This is a genomic window from uncultured Mucilaginibacter sp., assembly GCF_937859865.1.
Classification (GTDB): Bacteria; Bacteroidota; Bacteroidia; order Sphingobacteriales; family Sphingobacteriaceae; genus Mucilaginibacter_A.
The window spans coordinates 1-19008 of sequence record NZ_CALMAT010000174.1 but is presented as its reverse complement, the minus strand read 5'-3'; the positions used below and the strand labels follow the sequence as shown (position 1 = coordinate 19008).

The 19008-nt window shown below is 41.7% G+C and carries 15 protein-coding genes; 7 read left to right on the top strand and 8 right to left on the bottom strand.

Annotated features, from left to right (window positions below):
- Positions 1–206: 206 nt before the first annotated feature.
- Positions 207–2117: an ATP-binding protein gene (locus Q0192_RS18220; protein ID WP_299291845.1), complete on the top strand. Its 1911-nt coding sequence runs from the start codon at positions 207–209 to the stop codon at positions 2115–2117.
- Positions 2118–2342: 225 nt separating this feature from the next.
- Here Q0192_RS18220 and Q0192_RS18215 read toward each other — a convergent pair whose 3' ends face one another.
- Complete coding sequence (locus Q0192_RS18215) at positions 2343–2768, bottom strand: DUF1810 domain-containing protein (RefSeq protein WP_299291843.1); 426 nt, start codon at positions 2766–2768, stop codon at positions 2343–2345.
- Positions 2769–2840: 72 nt separating this feature from the next.
- Positions 2841–3023, bottom strand: coding sequence for a hypothetical protein (locus Q0192_RS18210; RefSeq protein ID WP_299291841.1), 183 nt, complete (start codon positions 3021–3023; stop codon positions 2841–2843).
- A gap of 248 nt (positions 3024–3271) precedes the next feature.
- Here Q0192_RS18210 and Q0192_RS18205 point away from each other — a divergent pair, with 248 nt between their 5' ends.
- Positions 3272–4279 carry an SDR family oxidoreductase gene (locus tag Q0192_RS18205; protein WP_299291839.1) on the top strand — a complete coding sequence of 336 codons (1008 nt, stop codon included), beginning with the start codon at positions 3272–3274 and terminating at the stop codon, positions 4277–4279.
- A 138-nt stretch (positions 4280–4417) separates the two neighbouring features.
- Here the strand turns inward: Q0192_RS18205 and Q0192_RS18200 are convergent, their stop codons facing one another.
- Positions 4418–5491, bottom strand: a complete 1074-nt coding sequence (locus Q0192_RS18200) for an alpha/beta fold hydrolase (protein WP_299291837.1) — start codon at positions 5489–5491, stop codon at positions 4418–4420.
- 250 nt (positions 5492–5741) lie between these two features.
- Positions 5742–8051 carry a glycoside hydrolase family 3 N-terminal domain-containing protein gene (locus tag Q0192_RS18195; protein WP_299291835.1) on the bottom strand — a complete coding sequence of 770 codons (2310 nt, stop codon included), beginning with the start codon at positions 8049–8051 and terminating at the stop codon, positions 5742–5744.
- A gap of 434 nt (positions 8052–8485) precedes the next feature.
- On the opposite strand from Q0192_RS18195, the gene Q0192_RS18190 reads away from it, so the two are divergent.
- A complete protein-coding gene (locus Q0192_RS18190; protein WP_299291833.1) occupies positions 8486–8962 on the top strand; it encodes a DUF892 family protein in 477 nt (158 codons plus the stop codon).
- 134 nt (positions 8963–9096) lie between these two features.
- Here the strand turns inward: Q0192_RS18190 and Q0192_RS18185 are convergent, their stop codons facing one another.
- The 3 genes from Q0192_RS18185 to Q0192_RS18835 form a co-directional block, all read right to left on the bottom strand.
- Entirely contained in the window at positions 9097–10632 is a 1536-nt protein-coding gene (locus tag Q0192_RS18185; RefSeq protein WP_299291831.1) for a SusD/RagB family nutrient-binding outer membrane lipoprotein, read from the bottom strand.
- An 11-nt stretch (positions 10633–10643) separates the two neighbouring features.
- On the bottom strand, positions 10644–13898 hold the full coding sequence (locus Q0192_RS18180; protein ID WP_299291829.1) for a SusC/RagA family TonB-linked outer membrane protein: 3255 nt from the start codon (positions 13896–13898) through the stop codon (positions 10644–10646).
- A 792-nt stretch (positions 13899–14690) separates the two neighbouring features.
- Positions 14691–14771 (bottom strand): GIY-YIG nuclease family protein, encoded by an 81-nt coding sequence (locus Q0192_RS18835; protein ID WP_366518215.1) that lies wholly within the window; start codon positions 14769–14771, stop codon positions 14691–14693.
- 132 nt (positions 14772–14903) lie between these two features.
- On the opposite strand from Q0192_RS18835, the gene Q0192_RS18175 reads away from it, so the two are divergent.
- From Q0192_RS18175 to Q0192_RS18160, 4 genes are all read left to right on the top strand, one after another.
- A complete protein-coding gene (locus Q0192_RS18175; protein WP_299291827.1) occupies positions 14904–15104 on the top strand; it encodes a hypothetical protein in 201 nt (66 codons plus the stop codon).
- Positions 15101–15511: a hypothetical protein gene (locus Q0192_RS18170; RefSeq protein ID WP_299291826.1), complete on the top strand. Its 411-nt coding sequence runs from the start codon at positions 15101–15103 to the stop codon at positions 15509–15511. The genes Q0192_RS18175 and Q0192_RS18170 overlap by 4 nt, the downstream gene beginning before the upstream one ends.
- 215 nt (positions 15512–15726) lie before the next feature.
- Positions 15727–15942, top strand: a complete 216-nt coding sequence (locus tag Q0192_RS18165) for an integrase core domain-containing protein (RefSeq protein WP_366518214.1) — start codon at positions 15727–15729, stop codon at positions 15940–15942.
- Between the two features lie 419 nt (positions 15943–16361).
- A complete protein-coding gene (locus tag Q0192_RS18160; protein ID WP_299291824.1) occupies positions 16362–17525 on the top strand; it encodes an ATP-binding protein in 1164 nt (387 codons plus the stop codon).
- 503 nt (positions 17526–18028) lie between these two features.
- On the opposite strand, the gene Q0192_RS18155 is transcribed toward Q0192_RS18160, so the two are convergent.
- On the bottom strand, positions 18029–18853 hold the full coding sequence (locus tag Q0192_RS18155; protein WP_299291822.1) for an IS5 family transposase: 825 nt from the start codon (positions 18851–18853) through the stop codon (positions 18029–18031).
- Positions 18854–19008: the final 155 nt, after the last annotated feature.

Genomic DNA, 19008 nt, shown 5'->3' with positions numbered 1-19008 from the left:
TTTGATCAACTAAAATCAAACAAAAGGAAACCGAACAAAAAAATAATCGTAATGCTTCTTGTATCCGGCAAAAAACTTTAAACATTGTATTTTTACAAAAAAATATGCTTTTTGCTGTTTCGTTTTTACCTACAGAGTAAAGCTTAATCCGGTATGTGAAGCTTTGCTACAAGCTGATTTTTTATTAAAATTTGACCTTTAAATAAGTGAACAACCCAAACGACGAGTTTTATACAAGCGAAGCCTTTCAATTATTTTTTATAAAATCTGCGAACTCTCTCATTATTAAAGCCGATCCTCCGCATTTTACCATTCTGGCCGTGGGCAACAAATATCTTGATTTGGTGCACAAGCAGCGAAATGAATTATTGGGCAAAAGCTTGTTCGAAGTGTTTCCGGGCAGCGGAGCAGACTCTTCAGAAAAGTTTAGCGTTTTTAGTTCCTTCAACCGGGTAATCAATCATAAGGCCGAGGATAAGCTGCCTGTTTTTAAATATGAAATCTTTGTTCCAAGTTCGGGCAAGTTAGAAACCCAGTATTGGTCAAACCTTAACGAGCCAATTTTGGATAAAGCGGGAAATGTACAATTTATCATCAACACCACCAATAACATTACCGCGCAAGTTTTAGAAACTGCCGAAAAGGAGCGCGCACAAAACCTGTTGAAAGCCAGCGAGCAAAATATACAAAACATGGTGAGGCAAGCACCGTTTGGGATGTGTATTTTGAAAGGCGAACCGGCATTTGCAGAGGAAATAAACGATTGTTTTTTGACGCTGGTTGGCAAAACCCGGGACCAGTTTAAGGCAAAGCCTTATTGGGAAGTGCTTGCCGAAGCTGCCGCAATTTACGAACCGGTTACAAACGAGGTATTTAAAACAGGTAAAACTTACCATGCCAAAGAGCATGAAATTGTGCTGGTCAGAAATGGCAGGGAAGAAATTGTACACATAGATTTTGTGTACGAGCCAATGAAAGATGCGGACGGCCATGTGTTTGCCATCATGATTGTAGCAATTGATGTTACCAACCAAGTACTTGCACGAAATGAATTGCAAAGCGCTTACGAACAGGTGCGTTTATCAAAGCAGGCGGCGGCTTTAGGCACATTTGATATGGATTTAGTTAATGGAACGATGGAATGGGACGAGCGCTGCCGCGAACTTTTTGGCATTTCCCATAACAAAAATGTGAGCTACGAAAAAGACTTTTTGCCTGGCCTGCATGAAGAAGACCGGGAAAGAATCAGCAAGATAATTTCGGAACTGCTTAACAAAGCAACCAGTATCGGCGATTATGATGTAGAATACCGAACCATTGGCACAGAGGATAAAAAACTACGCTGGGTACGGGCCAAGGGCAAAGTGTTTTTTAACGAAAAAGACGAACCGGTAAGGTTTATAGGGTCGGTTTTAGAAATCACAAGTCAAAAAGAAGACGAACAGCGAAAGAACGATTTTATAGGCATGGTAAGCCATGAGCTGAAAACGCCACTTACTTCGCTTAGCGCTTATGTGCAAATGTTGCATGGAAAAGCCAGAAAAAGCGGGGACAGTTTTACGGCTTCTGCTTTGGATAAGGCAGAGCGGCAGGTAAAAAAGATGGGTACCATGATCAATGGTTTTTTAAATATCTCGCGCCTGGAATCGGGCAAGATACACTTGGAAAAGCAGTTGTTCAATCTGCAAGATTTACTTACCGAAGCCATAAAAGAAACATTGATCTCCAATCCAGATCGTTCTATTCATTTTGTTCTCTGCAACCCAACTTTTGTGCAGGCCGACCGCGATAAGATTCATTCCGTTATAAGCAATTTATTAAGCAACGCAACCAAGTATTCGCCTCCCGAAAAAGAAATTGAAGTGTTTTGCGAGGTGATAGATAATTGTGTACAAGTTGGCGTAAAAGACCAAGGCATCGGTATCAAAGCCAGCGATGCAGAAAGATTGTTTGAACGCTATTACCGTGTAAAAACAAAAAACACGCAGCATATTTCAGGCTTTGGCATCGGGCTTTATTTAAGTGCCGAAATTATAGAAAGGCACCAAGGCAAAATTTGGGTAGAAAGCAAACCTGAAAAAGGTTCAACTTTCTTTTTCAATTTGCCGATGAACTGATCCGGGTTTCAAGTTTTTTTCAAACGTAAATTGTACAATTTTAAATTTAGGTTTGGTTTTTTTTAAAGTTAAATCATTTCAATTTTTAAGTGATAAAAGAAGCATCAGCAATAGTATAGATTGGAATTTCTATACAAGTAAAAATTGAATATTGAGATATTGTTGCAATAGTTAAACTACTTTAAATCGAAATCAAAACCAAAACGCAATACTTCTTTTACCGCCTTATTTTTGGATAATGCGCAAAGTCTGCGTGTCTTTTGTCCCGCCAAAAAACTTTTCTAATACAGCTTGAAATACCGGATTTGCATTGGGCACGGCGGCAAATAAAGTCATGGATGATTTTAACTTTACATCGTCCGGGCTGCCAAATATTTGGTTGGCGTTATTGCTTTTTTGTTCTATCAAAGCTTCACAAATTTGGATCAGCCTGCTACCTAAAATTGGATGGTTTAAAAACGCTTCGGCTTCTTTTAAATCATGGATGGCATAAAACTTGGAAGTTTCGCTAAAACCTAAACCCTGCACTTGCGGAAAAATATACCACATCCAATGGCTGCGTTTTCTGCCGTTTTTAATTTCGGCCAAAGCCGTTTGGTAATCCCTTTTTTGGGCATCGAGAAAGCGTTGCAACTTATCTTCAAGTTCCATTTTAAGCAAGTTTTTAAGGAGGTTTAAACAGAATTTTAAGTTGATTTTATAGCCGGAAAGCTATTATCGCAACTAAAACTTTCTGGCCATTTGCACTTTTGCAGGCAATGCTTTTGCATGTGCTGTTTGCGGCTGGTTATTACATTTCCCCAACAAAGTATAAATCACAATAAAAATAATAATGGTAGAGAAACAGCCGCCGCCCAGTTTTTTGGCGCCCCAGGCTGCAATTATAGTTCTGAAAAAATTGTTCATCGTTTTTTATTTGGCTAATATTAATTTCCAAACTTAGTTTTATTTTCTCTAATTGCAAGTGCTTGTTTCAGCAGTTTTCCAGAACCGGCAATGCTTCTTTTATCACCTATTTTTTGGTGTCCGGCTATTTCTTAATTGCTAAACAAAGGCATCGTGTTTGCCTATAACATTTTTACACAAGCAGTTACAACCTAAAGGCACCAGAGCAGGTTATCCTTTTGAACATTAATTAGTAAAATATAAATACGATGAACGAAGAAAATAAGATTAGCCGGAGAAAAGTAATCGGCGGCTTGGGCGCGGGTTTGGCGGCAGTAGCTGTTGGGCCGGTTTTTGGGGCAACAGAACCACAAGCAAACGCATCATACGCACCGTTAAACCTGCAAGACCCAACTTCCAAATATCCAAAACCGCCTTTTAAAAGCCAGTCTCAGCCTTGGCCGGGTTTGGCCTCGCAAATGGATCCGAAACCAGACCATGGCGAAACCAGTTATAAAGGTTCTGGCCGTTTGGCAGGCCGCAAAGCTTTGATTACCGGCGGCGATTCGGGAATGGGGCGTGCAGCAGCCATTGCGTATGCCCGCGAAGGTGCCGATGTGGCCATTAATTACTTTCCTACCGAAGAGCCGGATGCCCGCGAAGTGGTTGCTTTGATCAAGGCGGCAGGCCGCAAAGCCGTTGCCATTCCCGGCGATTTGCGCGATGAGACATTTTGCAAGCGTTTGGTAGATGAAGCTGTACGCGGGTTGGGCGGGTTGGATATTGTGGTGAGCAATGCAGGCCGCCAGCAAGCACACGAATCTATCCTGGATATTTCTACCGAGCAGTTTGACTGGACAATGAAAACCAATATTTACGCGCCATTTTGGATTATCAAAGCCGCTTTGCCGCATTTACAGCCCGGATCGGTTATTATCGGAACAACTTCTGAACAGGCTTATGATCCATCGCCAGACTTATATGATTATGCACAAACCAAAGCCGCAACGATGAATTATGTAAAATCACTGGCCAAACAATTGGGGCCAAAAGGTATCCGCGTATGCGGTGTAGCGCCAGGACCAATCTGGACACCTTTGCAAGTAAGTGGAGGCGCAACCCAGGAAAAACTGAAAAAGTTTGGTAGCGATGCGGCTTTGGGAAGGCCAGGCCAACCGGCAGAATTAGCTTCTATCTATGTTCAATTGGCTGATAGTGGTGCAAGCTTTACCACAGGTAACATTTATGGTGCCGGTGGCGGAAAAGGGCAACCATAAGATATTTACAACTCCTTTTATAGCAAAAGAGGTTTTTAATAAATGATTTTGAAAAACGGAGTGAGGTTGCTTGCTCCGTTTTTTGTGTTTTAATGTATACCGTAGTATTTTTGAAGTAATTCTAATTCATTACCTAATCTATTTATTGGAAGGATTTAGCCCTAAAAACTCCTCAATATTCTCGTTCAAAAACTTTGCATCGGCAGGGTTACTAGCGGCACCTGCCGTATGGCCCCAAAGCGAAGGAATAGGTTTGAACAAAACATTGGGCATAAAAGCAGCTTCATAACGGGCATCGCCAAGCGGGAAATAAAGATCAGTTTCGGAAGGCATATATAAAAAAGGGACTTTAATAGAGCGGAGTGCCTTTTCTACATCGCCGCCAAATCCGGGTGTTGCGCCTACATCGTGGTGTTCCCAAGTCCGCATTTGTAAAATCAAATCGTTGGCATCGGCACCGGGAATAAAATGGGTGCGGTAATTATCTAAAACCTGCTCAAAAGTAGTTCCGGCAGGTGCATTAGCCCGCCATAATTCTTTTCGCCACCATTCCTGCGAATACAGCCATCCGGCCCAAACCACAGCAAATGCTTCAAATCCCCTTTTTGGCGGTGTTTTATAATCACCGTTTTGAAAGGCGTCATCCGCAGTTAAAGCAGCAATTTGTCCTTCCAGCCTCACCACGCCATGCGGATAAGTTTTTGCTGTTCCTGAAGTAGCCACAATACGGTCGGCAAAAGTGGGATAACTTACCGCCCATTGAAAAGCTTGTTGTGCGCCCATCGAAAAACCGATCAAGGCACGCAGGTGGGTGATCTTTAATTCATGCGTTAAAAGCTGATGAACAGCGGCTACATTATCACGTATCGTCATGATGGGGAAACGCGGGCCGTGAAAAGGTTCGGGCGTATTGCTGGGCGAGGAGGAGCGGCCGTTGCCAAATAATTCTGTCGCAACCAGAAAAAGTTTGGTAGTGTCTAAAGCTTTTCCCGGCCCGATCAGCCATTCGTAGCCGTGGTAATTAGCCATATAATGCGAAGGGAGCAGAACCACGTTATCATGAGCGGCATTTAAATGTCCGTAAGTACCATAAATGATATGCGCTTGGGGTAAGGTAACTCCGCTTTCGGTTTTAAAATTGTTGATGACGTATTCATGTTTGGTTGCGCCGTCAACCCGTTTCGGTATCTGGGCAAAAATCTGTTGGGACATAAGCAGGAGTAAAAATAGTTTTTTCATGAAATGAAATTGATTGTGGGCGAGGGCCCGTTTGCAAATTACAATTAATAAGCTCCAAAAAAAACGTCATGCTTCTTTTACCACTAAAAAATTTGTGTTTGCCGCCCACTGTTTTTTAGTGGTAAAAGAAGCATGTAAAACAACTGGAACAAAAGCTAAACAAGCGTTAACAGACCTATAAGTGTTTCTTGCGGAATAAACCCTAATCTCGCAATTGCACCAACTAATCCTTGTATTCCAAGTGCTTTTTCAACAAGATATGATCGGCATCACGGGCAATCATCACGTCAAATGTCCCAGGTTCGGTTACTAGTTTCATACTGGCATTCCAAATGGCAATATCAGCCGAATTGATGCTGAAACTGACGGTTTTTACTTCGCCGGGCTTTAAGGTGATTTTGCTAAACCCTTTTAAAGCCATCACCGGCGTGCTTACCGAATTTACTTTGTTTCCCAAATATAGTTGAACCACTTCTTTGCCTTCAACAAGTCCGGTATTTCTTACGTTGACAGATATGTTGACTTGATCGTTTTTTCCAAATTCAGTTCTGGAAACTTGCAGTCCGTCATATTCAAAAGTTGTATAACTCAAGCCATAACCAAAAGAAAATAACGGATCGGTAGATGAAAAAACATAGTCTAAACCTGGTTTTTCAACCGTTCCGTGATGGCGGTTGATGCCTTTTGCCGAATTTACATAATTATAAAAAACCGGGATATGGCCGGTAGATTGCGGAACCGACATGTTTAACCGGCCGGATGGGTTTACCTTTCCGAATAAAATATTGGCGATTGCCGTTCCGCCTTTTTCTCCGGGATACCAGGCTTCCAAAATAGCAGGGATATTTTCTTTTTCCCAATTGATGCTCCAGGGACGGCCATGTACCAAGACTAAAATTACAGGTTTTCCGGTTTTATAAATGGCTTGCAACAATTCCCGCTGCACACCTTGCGGGCTAATATCGGTAACATCATAGCCCTCGCCGCAGGTAAAAGGGTCTTTAGGTTCGTTTTCCGGTGCATGGCCATTCCAACCTACGCCCGAAAATACCACGCTGCTGGTTCCAAGCACCACCACAACCGCATCGCTGCCTTGTGCAGTTTTTACGGCCTGTTCAAACCCGCTTTTGTTTAAACCGGTCAGTTCACATCCTTTTGCATAATTGATTTTGATGTGGTTGCCCGCAAACTGCCTGATGCCATCCAAAACAGTAACACCAGAACGGTTGTCGCGCGTAAAGCTGTAATCGCCGTATTGCACCTGATCTGCGTTCGGGCCAATCACCGCTAAAGATTTAACTTGATTGATATTTAAAGGCAACAGGTTTTTATCGTTCTTTAATAAAATGATTGACTCTTCTGCTATTTGTTGCGAAAGTTTAACATGTTCGGGTGTGTGCAAGCGCTTTTGAAGCTGGGTGGTATCCGGAAGAGGCTTCTCAAACAAACCTGCTTTAAATTTAGCAGTCAAAATCCGGGCTACCGAACTGTCTATTTGCGCTTCTTTTACTTTGCCGGACTTTACCAGTTCAATCAAATGCGCGTACACATCCGGGCGTGATGCTTCCAAATCAACACCCGAATTTATGCCGATAAAAGCAGCATCAGTTGCCGTTTTTGCCACTTTATGAAAATTGTACAATTGGCTCAAGCCGCCGTAATCAGAAAAAACGTAGCCTTTAAAACCCCATTCTTTTCGCAATACCTGGTTGAGCAAAAATTGGTTTCCGTGGGCGGGAATCCCGTCAATTTCATTATAAGAAGGCATGACAGCGTAAATATTTGCCTTTTGAACGGCTTCTTTAAACGGCGCCAAAAACATCGAACGCAGCTCTCTTTCGCCAATTTCGGCAGGGGCCAGGTTGATGCCGGCCAAAGGTTTGCTGTAAGCGGCAAAATGTTTAGCGGTACACATCACTTTACCAGCGGCGATACCAGTGCGGCTTTGTGCAGGATTGCCTTGCATCCCTCTTACAAAAGCCAAGCCCATTTGGCCAACGAGGTAGGGGTCTTCGGCAAAACATTCTTCCACGCGGCCATAACGTGCGTCTCGTATTAAATCAAACAATGGGGACAAGGCCTGGTCAACGCCGGAAGAAGTTGCTTCGTAGGCAATAACCGATCCCATTTGTTCAATTAGAACCGGGTTCCAGGTACTGCCTTGGGCAATGGATTGCGGAAATACTGTTGCCCCGGCGGCTAATTGGCCGTGCAAACATTCGCCGATTTGGATTGGCGGAATGCCTAACCTGGTTTTTTCACGGGCATATTTTTTTGCGTTGATGGCTTGTTTGGCCACTTCTTTAACACTTACAAAAGGGCTTTCTAAAACGCCGTAAGCAATAGGGCTGTTTACAGATTCTGCTAAGGAAGACATCGTCATCTGGCCTACTTTTTCTTCAAGGGTCATCCTTTTCAGCAAATCTGCAACCCTTTTTGGCACCGGTGCATTTGCGTTTTTATACAATTGTGCATTGGCTGTGGCAACAAACAGTAACGCTAAAAATGCAGACAGGATTTTTTTACTAAACATGGTTTGGGTTGAGGTTGATAACCGTTAATGAAAAAGGCTGCTCTTTTTTGGGCAGCCCTTGTTGTATTTTTCAAATCTTTATAACACTTCCGAAGTTACAGGTTTCCAACCTCTTTTTAAAAACCGATTGAAACTTCAGCAAGTTTGACTGCTTAATTTAGGGCTTGTTTAAAATTTGCTCAGCTATTTTTTATGCTTCTTTTACCATATAAAAATCATTGGCCTAATTGTATTTTTTCCATTGAAGACAGAATTTATAGGCATAAAAGAAGCATTATTGGTTTTTGCGATAACAATTTAAACAAGCCCTAAAATGGACATTTTTAATTCATAAGATATAAAACTTAACTAAAAGTAGGATGTTGAATATTTACAGTTTATACCAAACAAAGTATTAACAACAAACCAAATTAAGACATCAAAAAAATTTGAACATGGAAAAGCAGAATTTGAAAGAGCTGATCAAACAAGGTTTTGCGGCAATGAAAGCAGGCAGTAAAGTAGCGGAAGAAGCCACAAGCGAGATACAAAACGATGTAAAAAACGAGGAGCTAAAAAACGCACTTCAGCAAGGCAACGAACAGTCAAAAGTTTGGGCCCAACGCATAGACCAGGGCCTTGAGGAAGCAGGCGGCAATGCAGACCAGGACAACGAAATATTGAAAGCCCATTATCAGGTAAGCAAAAAAATTAGGCAGCAGGCAGCGGATGATAATACCCGTGATTTGGGCATCATCGCCAGCGGCCAAATGTCATTGCACTACTGGATAGCAGCGTTTGGCACGCAGGCAAGCTATGCTGCTGCAGTCGGCCTTGCCCAGGCACAGCAGGCAATGCAGGCATGTTTGGATGAGGCCAAGCAAGCTGATGAAAAGTACACTCAAATTGCAAAAAGCATTTTAGGGGCATAAAAATCAGCAACGTAATTATTGTTAAAGCCTGGCACTCAAGAATTGAGTGCCGGGCTTTATTATTTATACGCTTCTACTGCTTTAAAAAGGTAAAACGTCAAAATTAAACCAACCGAAACATGGTTTAAACAGCGTTACGGTTTATCCCACCAAACCCTGGTCAAAAAATCATCTGCGCCCTGGCGTGCTATGGCAGCCTTGTAAGCCGCGGCATTTAAGTTTTGTTCCGAAACCGGGTATAGCATCCGCCTGAAAATTAAACCACCGGTAGCATTGCCGGCGTAGTTGTTTGGCGTTAAGGCCGGATAACCTGTACGACGGTAACTTGCAAAAACTTCCTGCGCATCCGGAAATAAACTTACCCAAAATTCGGTGTAAATCTGCTGCATTTGCTGGGCAAAAGTTCCGGAAGTATTAAGTTGATGATAGCTGATGTAAGTGTTGATCTGGTTGGTGGTGATCGTTCCGGGCGCCCCTGCAATTACCGCCCATTGCCGCATCGCCGAACTGATCCCGTTTTGATATAAGAAACTGGCCGTTGCACCGGAATACCAGCCGCGCAAAGCAGCTTCTGATAAGAGAAAATAAGATTCGGCTGCCGTAAAAACCAATCTTGGGGCAGATAAAAGAAGTACTGTATTTTGGCGTGGCTCAGAATAAGTTACAAAATCGGCAGGTTTTGCACTGAGTGTTGCCGGCATACCTTTTTGATTGGCCGAAGTTGTATCTGCAGTCCCGGTAGTATAAACCACCGAAATAACCGGCAGGCGCGGGTCTTTATTTGCCTTTAAATAATTAATAAACACATCCTGGTACTTGCCGCCTTCGGTATTGCTGCTTCCGTTGGCTTTGATGTAATCAGTATTAAGCAGGGTTAAGGCCAAAGGGTTTTTGTTGATGTCCTGGCCAGAACCTACGTAAGCAACTTTTGCAATGTCGGCATCCGCAGTAATCACACCGCCGGCGATAGCTTTGGTAACCCAGGTTTGTGCCGAAGCAGGGTCAACCTTAGTCATCCGCATGCTTAAACGAAGCATTAAAGAATAAGCAAACTTTTTCCACTGGGCAGTATTGCCGCCATAAATTAGATCCGAAGAACCAAAAGTAGCGGTTTTGGTAGGGTCCATACTGGTAGCGGCAGCATCAAGTTCAGCCAACATATTGGCATAAATATCTTTTTGGGGATCATAAGCAGGCGTATAATTTGCGCTGTTATAACCTTGCCCCGCCTGGGAATAAGGAATATCACCGTAAAGATCGGTCAACCTGCTAAAACAGTAAACGCGCCATATCCTGGCCTGGGCGAGCATATTTACTTTTGACGGATCGCCGGTTACGCCTTTAATAACTTCTCCAATTTCGTTGATCTCGTTTGGATAAGCACTGCTGAAAGTTGCTGATGATGAATTGCTTTGGCTTTGAATATATTTTGAACCGAAACCGGCAACATCATTATAACTGGTTGTATATTGCATGGTGCCCAGCAACAGGTTTAGCATATTTGCGGTGCCATCGTACTGCGCTTTGGTGAAAATAAACTGCGGCGTGCTGGTAGAAACAGCATCGGGGTTGGTGTTTAGTTCTACAAAGTTTTTGGTACAAGCTTGTATAAACACTGCGGCCAACAGCAATGCTGTTTTTAGCAGATAATTTTTTATGGGGTTCTTCATTAGTTTTTTCATTAAAATTTAACAGAAAGGTTTAAACCAAAAGACCGGGTGTGCGGCAAACCGATAGATTCAATGCCTTGGATATTACTGTTTGTAAAACTTGATTCCGGATCAAAATTGTCTGTCTTTTTATAAAGTATGGCCAGGTTTCGGGCAACAAGGGAGATGCTTGCCGATTGGAGTTTAACCATCTTTAAATTAGCTACCGGAATATTGTAAGCAAAAATCAGTTGCCTTAATTTCACAAAGCTTCCATCGTGCAAAAACAACTCTGAATACGATTTATAATTGTCATAATAATTTCTCAAACCCGTAACCGGGACCGTTCTGCTGTATGCTGCACCAGTTTGGTCTACTCCGTTTAAAAGCAAACCACCATCGCGGCCGGGCAAAGTTGTTTTTAGCAAACCTAAACGGGTTGCATAAACTTCCATTAAAGAAAATACTTTATTGCCAAATTTTCCATCCAGCAATACGCTTAATGTAAAGCGTTTGTACCTGAAATTATTGGTAAAACCCATGGTATATGGCGCAACACCATTTCCTAACACTTGTAAACCTGTTGCAACCGGCAAGCCTGTAGTTTTATTAAAAACCACATTTCCGCCTGCGTCTTTTTGTATGCGCGTTCCAACAATTTGGTCTGCTGCATAACCCACAATGTTATTGATGTAAGCCCAGCTATTCACGGTGTTGGCCAATTGCATAGAGTTAATGTTATCCGTTAATTTTAAGACACGGTTTTTATTGTAAGAGAAATTATAACTGGCATTCCAGCTAAAATTGTTGCTTTTTATTGGCGTACCGTTAATTAACAACTCTATTCCTTTGTTGTCAACTTCACCCACATTTAAAACAACACTGTTATAACCGGAAGTGGAGGATATGGTAGAATTTACAATGTCGTTTGTGGTTTTACGGTCGTAATAGGTTACATCAAAGCTTAAACGGTTTTTAAGCATTTGCAATTCAATACCGCCTTCTTTTGTGGTAGAAGTTAAAGGCCGCAAATTTGTATTGGTGATTTGGCCGCTGGTAACATTTTGCAAGGTAGGGCCAGAACTCGGCACGTTGCTATAAGTTAAATTGACAACATATGGATCCGGGGTAGAACCGCCAACTTGTGCATAATCTGCCCGCAATTTTACCAGGTTAAAAACAGCAGGCAATTTTACCGCATCAGATAAAATAAAACTTCCGCCCACACTTGGATAAAAAATACTGTTGTGTGCCGGGCTTAAAGTTGAGAACCAATCTTTACGCCCGGTAACGGTTAAAAAGAACAAGCTTTTGTAATCAAAATCTACCGAGCCAAAAATTGAATTGGTTTTTAAATGTGCATTATAAGGCACTGTAGATGCCGTAGCCAGATTTGTGTAGCTGTAAAAATAGGGAATGGTAAAAGTAGAGCCGTTCAAATTTAATTGTTCGTTGATAAAACTGCGGCTGTTTACACCTCCCAAAACAGATACATTAAAATTACTAACCACCTTTGTTTTATAAGTAACTGTAGCCAAACTGTTTGTTTCTGAAACATCAGATTTTATAGCAGTGTATGATCCGTTTGGAACATACAAAGTACCAGTTGGCAATATGTTGGCGTAATTGTAATTATAAAAATCCCTGCTGATGGTACCTTTAAACACCAAGTCTTTTACCGGCTCATAAGCAACAGTTCCCTGGCCGATAAACCTGTTTTTGGTATCGTCTTCTTTGTATTTGTTGATGACGAAATAACCGTTTGATGCAACTGATGCATCGTTCCAAACAATTTCATTGCCATTGACATCGTAACCTGGTTTCAGCCACCGCACATCGGCCGTATTGGCAATCATGTAAGGCAACCAGTTTGGGTTGCCCAAGGCATCTCCGGCACCAGTGCGGTTGTGGGCGGTTTCCAGGTTGTATTGTGCCAAAGCCTCAATGCTTATTTTACTGCCTAATTTTCCGTTCAAGGCCAGGTTGCCTGTTTTACGGTCGTAAGTTGTGCCGGGCAATATGCCTTTACTGTTTAAATCAGAAGCAGAAAAACGGTAAGTCAGCGCATCAGACCCACCGGTAAAAGCCAGGGTATTGGTAAAGGTGGAGCCGGTTTGATAAAAATTTTTCAAGTTGTCTTTTTGGACGGTATAAGGATGTCTCAAACCATCGGCAGCAACATAATCAGTTGAACCATTGATTTTTGCACCCCACGAACGCCTTCCGGTTGTTTGTGCCGAGCTTAGGTTTGTTGGCATAATCCCGTTGTCTCCTTGGCCGTATTGGTATTGATAATTTGGAAAAACGGCAATATTTTCTACGGTTGCTGTTGAATTGTATTCGATACCGACCCCTTTTTGCGCCCTGCCTTTTTTGGTGGTAATTAAGATAACGCCATTTGCAGCCCTCGATCCGTACAGCGCTGCTGCCGTGCCGCCTTTCAGTACCGTCATCGTTTCAATATCGTCCGGGTTAATGCCGCTGATGCCGTCTCCCCGGTCAACGTTGTTGGTAATGCCATTGATGGTAGGCGGGCCTCCGGGTGTAGAGTTGTCAATCGGCATCCCGTTGACTACATACAAAGGCTGGTTTTCGCCGGTCAACGAACCATTGCCACGAATAACCACACGGCTGGAACCGCCAGGTCCGGTTGATGTACCGATAGCATTTACACCGGCAACTTTACCGCTTAGTGCGTTGGCTACGTTGTTTTCGCGCGCCTGTGTAAATTCTTCGCCTTTCAGTTCTGTTACGGCATAACCGATAGAACGCTTTTGCCGGTTGATGCCTAATGCAGTTACCACCACTTCGTTGAGCGCGTTGGATGATTCTGCCATCTTTATATTGATGACCGCTTGGTTGTTCACCGCTACTTCCCGGGTAACAAAACCGATGTAAGTGAATACCAAAGTTGCGTTTCCATTAGGCAAAATGAGGCTGTACATCCCGTTTTCATTGGTGGTTGCGCCAATTTTTGTGCTTTTTATCAGTACGCTTACCCCTGTTAGCGGTGCGCCTTTGCTGTCGGTTACCTGCCCTCTCACCGTATGGTCCTGTTGCTGCGCCGCGTCTTCGGAAAGCTGTTTTTTACCAATCAAAATGCTATTATGGGCTATCGAATAACCCATTGCATTTTTAAGCTTTAGCGTAATGCGTGTGTTTAAAATTTGGTCGGTTTTTAATTTTGCTTCGGCCGTGTTTATGCCTATAAGCAGTAATAAAATAAGCATCCGGTATTTGCCAATGGCACGTTGCTTCTGGCAAAAAGGCTGTAAAAGTTTTATCATATATTTAAATATTGTTTAAGTACATTGGTTGGTTTTTCCCTGTTGGGGATGAATTGGTTGCCGTTCCTGCTTTTGGCAAATCCGGTTTTTGGGTTAAATGTGCTGGCATTGCCTGACCCTTTTTTAAGCTTCTGTTTTTTTTACCATAGGCATATTTTTTTAATGTTTAGTTTGGGTAATTGGGTTTGCCGCTGCAGCCTTCATCAAAATTTACTGCTTTGTCATCGTGCAAAACATAATTTGAACCGGTCAACTTGTATTGACGGCAAGTATTTGCGGCAGGGTTTTGTGCTGAAGACGGATGAAACCCAGTAGTTTTTTAAGCTGTTGTTGCTTAAAGTAGTTTTTTCTGCGGTAAGCCCGGATTCGGCAATAGCAGGCACATCAGCGCAAATACGCTTTTTGTATTTATCAAAAACAAAATTAAATGCTGGATAAAGTACAAGTTTCGGCTCCATATTAATTCCTTAACAATTAATCAGCACTGAATTAACAGGAGGTCAAAGTAAGAAATATAATAAGATTATTTTTTATTCCGATAAAAATTTAAGCTTTCACCATGAGCTGGTTTTAATTCCAAGTTAAAAACGGTAGGAACAGGATAAAACATTCCACGACAAGCCTGGCTTAAAACAAACACATTTCTGTTTCAAAAGCTGTTTAAATTTATACAAGGAAAAATGCCAATGCTTCTTTTACCCTATAAAAATTGGTGGCAATATGTTTTGATTTGGTTAGTCTGGTAAAAGCCAATTTTTATAGGGTAAAAGAAGCATCGGCCGGAAAAAAAGTTTAAAGAACTTCCAAGTTTGAAGTATGGCCAATGTAATAACGGCCGCTATTTTCAAATTGTAAAATGTAAGTGTAAAACATAGAGATGAAATAACAAAGCCCAATACTTTGGTATCAGGCTTTGTACTCCCGAAGGTACAATTATCAAACTATTTTCTCGAAGATCTTGGAATTTTAGTGCGTTTAATTGCTTAGAACAGATATTTGTAAAAAGTGGGAGGGAAGTATATCAAACCGTTGCTATTTGCTTTTATAACACCTGAAGCTATGCAACTTCGGATCAAACTCTTGGAAGAAGCTCTGGAGAACAAAAAGCTGGAGAACCTTGCCCTAAGTAAAATGATTGATATTACCGGGCGAGAGCTTAAAATCTCTATCAGAAAAAATTTTGGGGCCAAACAGTCAAAGAAATGAAAAACCATTTCCCAGAGCTGGCAATGGCCCAGCTTTGCGGGTTGTTTGGCCACAGCAGGCAAGCTTATTATAAATCTCAGAGCTACGAGTATAAATGCCACGCACAAGCCCATCTTCTGTTAGAAATGGTACAAAAAGAGCGTAAATCTATGCCAGGTATTGGTGGCCGTAAATTGCTGGACGTGATCAGTAATGCAGCGAAAAATGAACAACTACTAGTTGGTAGGGATGCTTTTTTTGATCTGCTACGCGACAATCGTTTACTGGTCCGGCGCTACCGGGCTAAGAAAAAAACAACAGATTCCAGGCATAGGTTCCATAAGTATCCCAACCTGATCCGTGATCTTGTTCCAGTTCACCCTCATCAGCTTTGGGTTAGCGATATCACCTATGTTGAAACCAGTTAAGGGTATTTGTACCTGTCTTTGATCACTGATGCTTACTCCCGAAAAATAATCGGCTGGAATATTTCACCAAAGCTCGAAGCAGAAGGGGCGGTAAGCGCACTATCAATGGCTATTACGCAGTTACCTAAAGAACGCATTGAGTTAATCCATCAATCAGACAGAGGTGTATCCAGTACTGCTGTGAGAAATAGGTTTCCAAGCTCAATACTTTCAGAATTAGTATTAGCATGACAGAAAATGGAGATCCCTTAGAAAATGCGATAGCTGAAAGGGTAAACGGCATCTTAAAAATGGAATGGCTTTATAGAAAAACACCTGATACCAAATGGGAAACAGCTTCCGGGATACCAGCTATTATTGATGCTTATAACAATAGAAGACCACACCTTAGTATTAACATGATGACTCCAGAAGCTGCTCATTATTGCTAGGGTATAATCCCTAAAAAATGGAAAAACTACTGGAAAGAAAGGGCTAAGCAAGCAGAAAAATAAAAAACGTTTTGTTAATATTGTCTATCAAAATAAGGCCTGACAACCTATTTTAGTACTAAGCTGAACCTGTCAACCTTATTTAGTATTAACCCCACTCAACTGTCAACTAATTTCAGGACGATACATATGTCTGTATACAGCTATACGTATAGCTGTATATATGAAAAACGCTCTTTTTAGAGCTGGTTAATCACGCTTTTTGGCTTATTGAATCCTGGTTTTTATGTCTTTTATTTTTACATTTTATGTAAATTATAAATAGTTTCTATGTATTTTGTAAACATAAACTATGTATTTTGAGAGTACAGGTTATGTATATTGAGAATTTAATTAAATTTGCTTACACTTTTTAGTAAATGAACACCTTTATAAACAGGCAGATTGCACCAATTATTCAAGCGCAGCAATCAAAATTTCCTGTTTTGGCCATTACTGGCCCCAGACAATCCGGTAAGACAACATTGTTAAAAGAGCTGTTTAGCGATTACCGTTATGTTTCTTTAGAAAACCCAAACACCCGCGCTTTTGCCCTGGAAGATCCGGTCGGGTTTCTAAACCAGTATGACGGGAAAGTTATTTTTGATGAAGTACAGCGCGTGCCTGCATTGTTCTCTTATATTCAAAGCAGGGTAGACGAATCCGGGCAGATGGGGCAATTTATCCTATCGGGTTCTCAAAACTTTCACTTGTTAAACAGTATTACCCAAACCCTGGCTGGCAGGGTTGCCCTGTTTAAGCTGCTTCCTTTTGATTTTACGGAACTAAAAGCAAATGGCTTACTGGAAAACTCCTATGCTGGGGCTGGTATCAAAGGCTTTTATCCTGCCATTTTTGACAGGGATATAGACCCGGCCATATTTTATGCAAACTATGTACAAACCTATCTGGAAAAAGACGTAACAGAATTACTGAATATCCGGGACATCAAGTTGTTCCGCACTTTTTTAAGTCTGTGTGCTGGCAGGGCAGGGCAATTGGTTAATTTTAGTTCCCTGGCTAATAAATGTGATATTACGCACAATACTGCAAAATCCTGGCTTTCCATATTGGAAAGCAGTTATATCATTTTTCTTTTACAGCCTTATCACCAGAATTTTAACAAGCGTCTGGTTAAAAGTCCCAAACTTTATTTCTATGATACCGGCCTGCTTACCTATTTGTTAGGGATAAGGACGGTTGATGACCTGGTAGAAAACAGGCTGAAAGGCCATGTATTTGAAAACATGGTCCTGGCAGAATACCAGAAAAAAAACCACCACCTATATCTTCATCAGGATTATTATTTCTGGCAGGATAGCAATGGCCACGAAGTTGACCTGCTCATGAAAAAAAACCAGGGCTTTGCCGTTTTTGAAGTGAAGGCCACCCAAACCATTAGTGAAGGTCTGTTTAAAGAAATGGACCGTTTTGAAGAAATTACAGCTCCCGCGGAGGTAATTAAAACCCTAATTTATGGTGGTGATGAAAATGAAAAAAGGACTAACTACCACGTAATAAGCTGGAAAAATATTTCAGATTAATAACTTACTCTTTTCTTGCCTAATAATTAGGGTTATGTTGAATTAAAGGTTTTTACCCTTCCACACAACCGGATAATGTCTTTATTGTAAGGCACCTTTGGCTATAGTTCCTTCTCTAACTGATAAAAGCGGATCAGTTCGCGCTGTAACCTGATAATCTCTTCGTCCCGCTGGTGAAGCTGGTTTTTGAGTTTGTCCAACCTCCTTGAAGTCTTGCGGGCCTTCTTCGGCCAGTAACTGCACGACGTTCAGGTTGTAAAGCCCGGCGATCTGCTCTAACCGGGAAAGGTTAATATCGGTAACCCCTGTTTCTATTTTGGAGTAGGCCGGTATCGAAATGTCGAGGGCGGCCGAGACTTGTTCCTAGCTCCAGCCATTGTTATGGCGAAGCATTTTAAGCCTTTTCTTTAACTTTATATTGCCCATATTGTCCCGATATTTATTTTTGAGCAGTAAATATATTAACAATATTAATTATTTAGAAATATTATTTATGAGGTTGTTTAAACTTTTGATTTTTTGTTAATTCTATTGAGGAAGAAGACAGAAAATGCCATCCAGTGCATTGCCATCCAGTTCCTGGCTAGGGTTTCATAACGAATAAACAAAGCTTTGTAACTGTCCATCCAGGCATTGGCCTGTTCTATTACCGTCCTTTTTTTATATAATTCTTCATCAAAATACTGCTCATCCAGGCCATTTTCTTTATTGTTGTTGCGCGGGTTAGATTTGATGTTGGCCTGAATTTCTTCTTTTGCACAGACAGCCCTGAGTTCTTTACTGTCAAAACCGCTATCGGCGTTCAAAAAGATGCCCCTGCTGTCTATTGCCGCTTCTTTTAATACCCCACAAAGTTCTGTAAAGAGCTTCTTTATTTCATGCAGGTCATGGTGCTGGCCCTGCTGTGGTTCCGACAAGGCAAGCATTTGCCCGGTGTTGTCTGCCAGAAACAAGGCATTGCTCGTCTTTGAGGCCTTCCTGCCTTGATAACCTACCGCTTGTCCGCCACGCTTTGCAGGCGTATGGCTGCCGTCCAATTGAACCGACGAAAGGTCTAAATAATTTCGGTAGGAACGTAAAAGGCCTATCCATACTGCCCGCCATGAACCGTCCCTGCACCATTTGTTAAAATAATAATAAACGTTTTGCCAGCTTACCGAAACATCGTTTATAAAGTGCTTTAAGGGAAGTTCACGCCACTGGCAGCCCGTTTTTAACCTGTAAAATATGGCCTTTACTACTTGAAATATAGGCACTTTAGACCTAAAACCCCGTTTTCCCTTGCTTAAATAGGGCACAATTAATTTCTCTATCGTATCTTTATCCACGGTTCCCTGAGATTGTTCCTGTTTTATGATTTAGCACCACAAAACTCTAATTCTTTCTGGGAACCTCCTTTTTAAACCCTAAATAAGTTTAAACAACCTCAATATATACACGGGTAATTATCCTAATGAAAAATATATCATTATGATCGGTGGCC

Bases quoted from the DNA above. Each gene is read 5' to 3' on its own strand.
- Q0192_RS18215 (WP_299291843.1), bottom strand. From the start codon at position 2,768: ATGGAACTTGAAGATAAGTTGCAACGCTTTCTCGATGCCCAAAAAAGG.
- Q0192_RS18210 (WP_299291841.1), bottom strand. From the start codon at position 3,023: ATGAACAATTTTTTCAGAACTATAATTGCAGCCTGGGGCGCCAAAAAA.
- Q0192_RS18205 (WP_299291839.1), top strand. From the start codon at position 3,272: ATGAACGAAGAAAATAAGATTAGCCGGAGAAAAGTAATCGGCGGCTTG.
- Q0192_RS18200 (WP_299291837.1), bottom strand. From the start codon at position 5,491: ATGTCCCAACAGATTTTTGCCCAGATACCGAAACGGGTTGACGGCGCA.
- Q0192_RS18195 (WP_299291835.1), bottom strand. From the start codon at position 8,051: ATGTTTAGTAAAAAAATCCTGTCTGCATTTTTAGCGTTACTGTTTGTT.
- Q0192_RS18190 (WP_299291833.1), top strand. From the start codon at position 8,486: ATGGAAAAGCAGAATTTGAAAGAGCTGATCAAACAAGGTTTTGCGGCA.
- Q0192_RS18185 (WP_299291831.1), bottom strand. From the start codon at position 10,632: ATGAAGAACCCCATAAAAAATTATCTGCTAAAAACAGCATTGCTGTTG.
- Q0192_RS18180 (WP_299291829.1), bottom strand. From the start codon at position 13,898: ATGATAAAACTTTTACAGCCTTTTTGCCAGAAGCAACGTGCCATTGGC.
- Q0192_RS18835 (WP_366518215.1), bottom strand. From the start codon at position 14,771: ATGTTTTACACTTACATTTTACAATTTGAAAATAGCGGCCGTTATTAC.
- Q0192_RS18170 (WP_299291826.1), top strand. From the start codon at position 15,101: ATGAAAAACCATTTCCCAGAGCTGGCAATGGCCCAGCTTTGCGGGTTG.
- Q0192_RS18160 (WP_299291824.1), top strand. From the start codon at position 16,362: ATGAACACCTTTATAAACAGGCAGATTGCACCAATTATTCAAGCGCAG.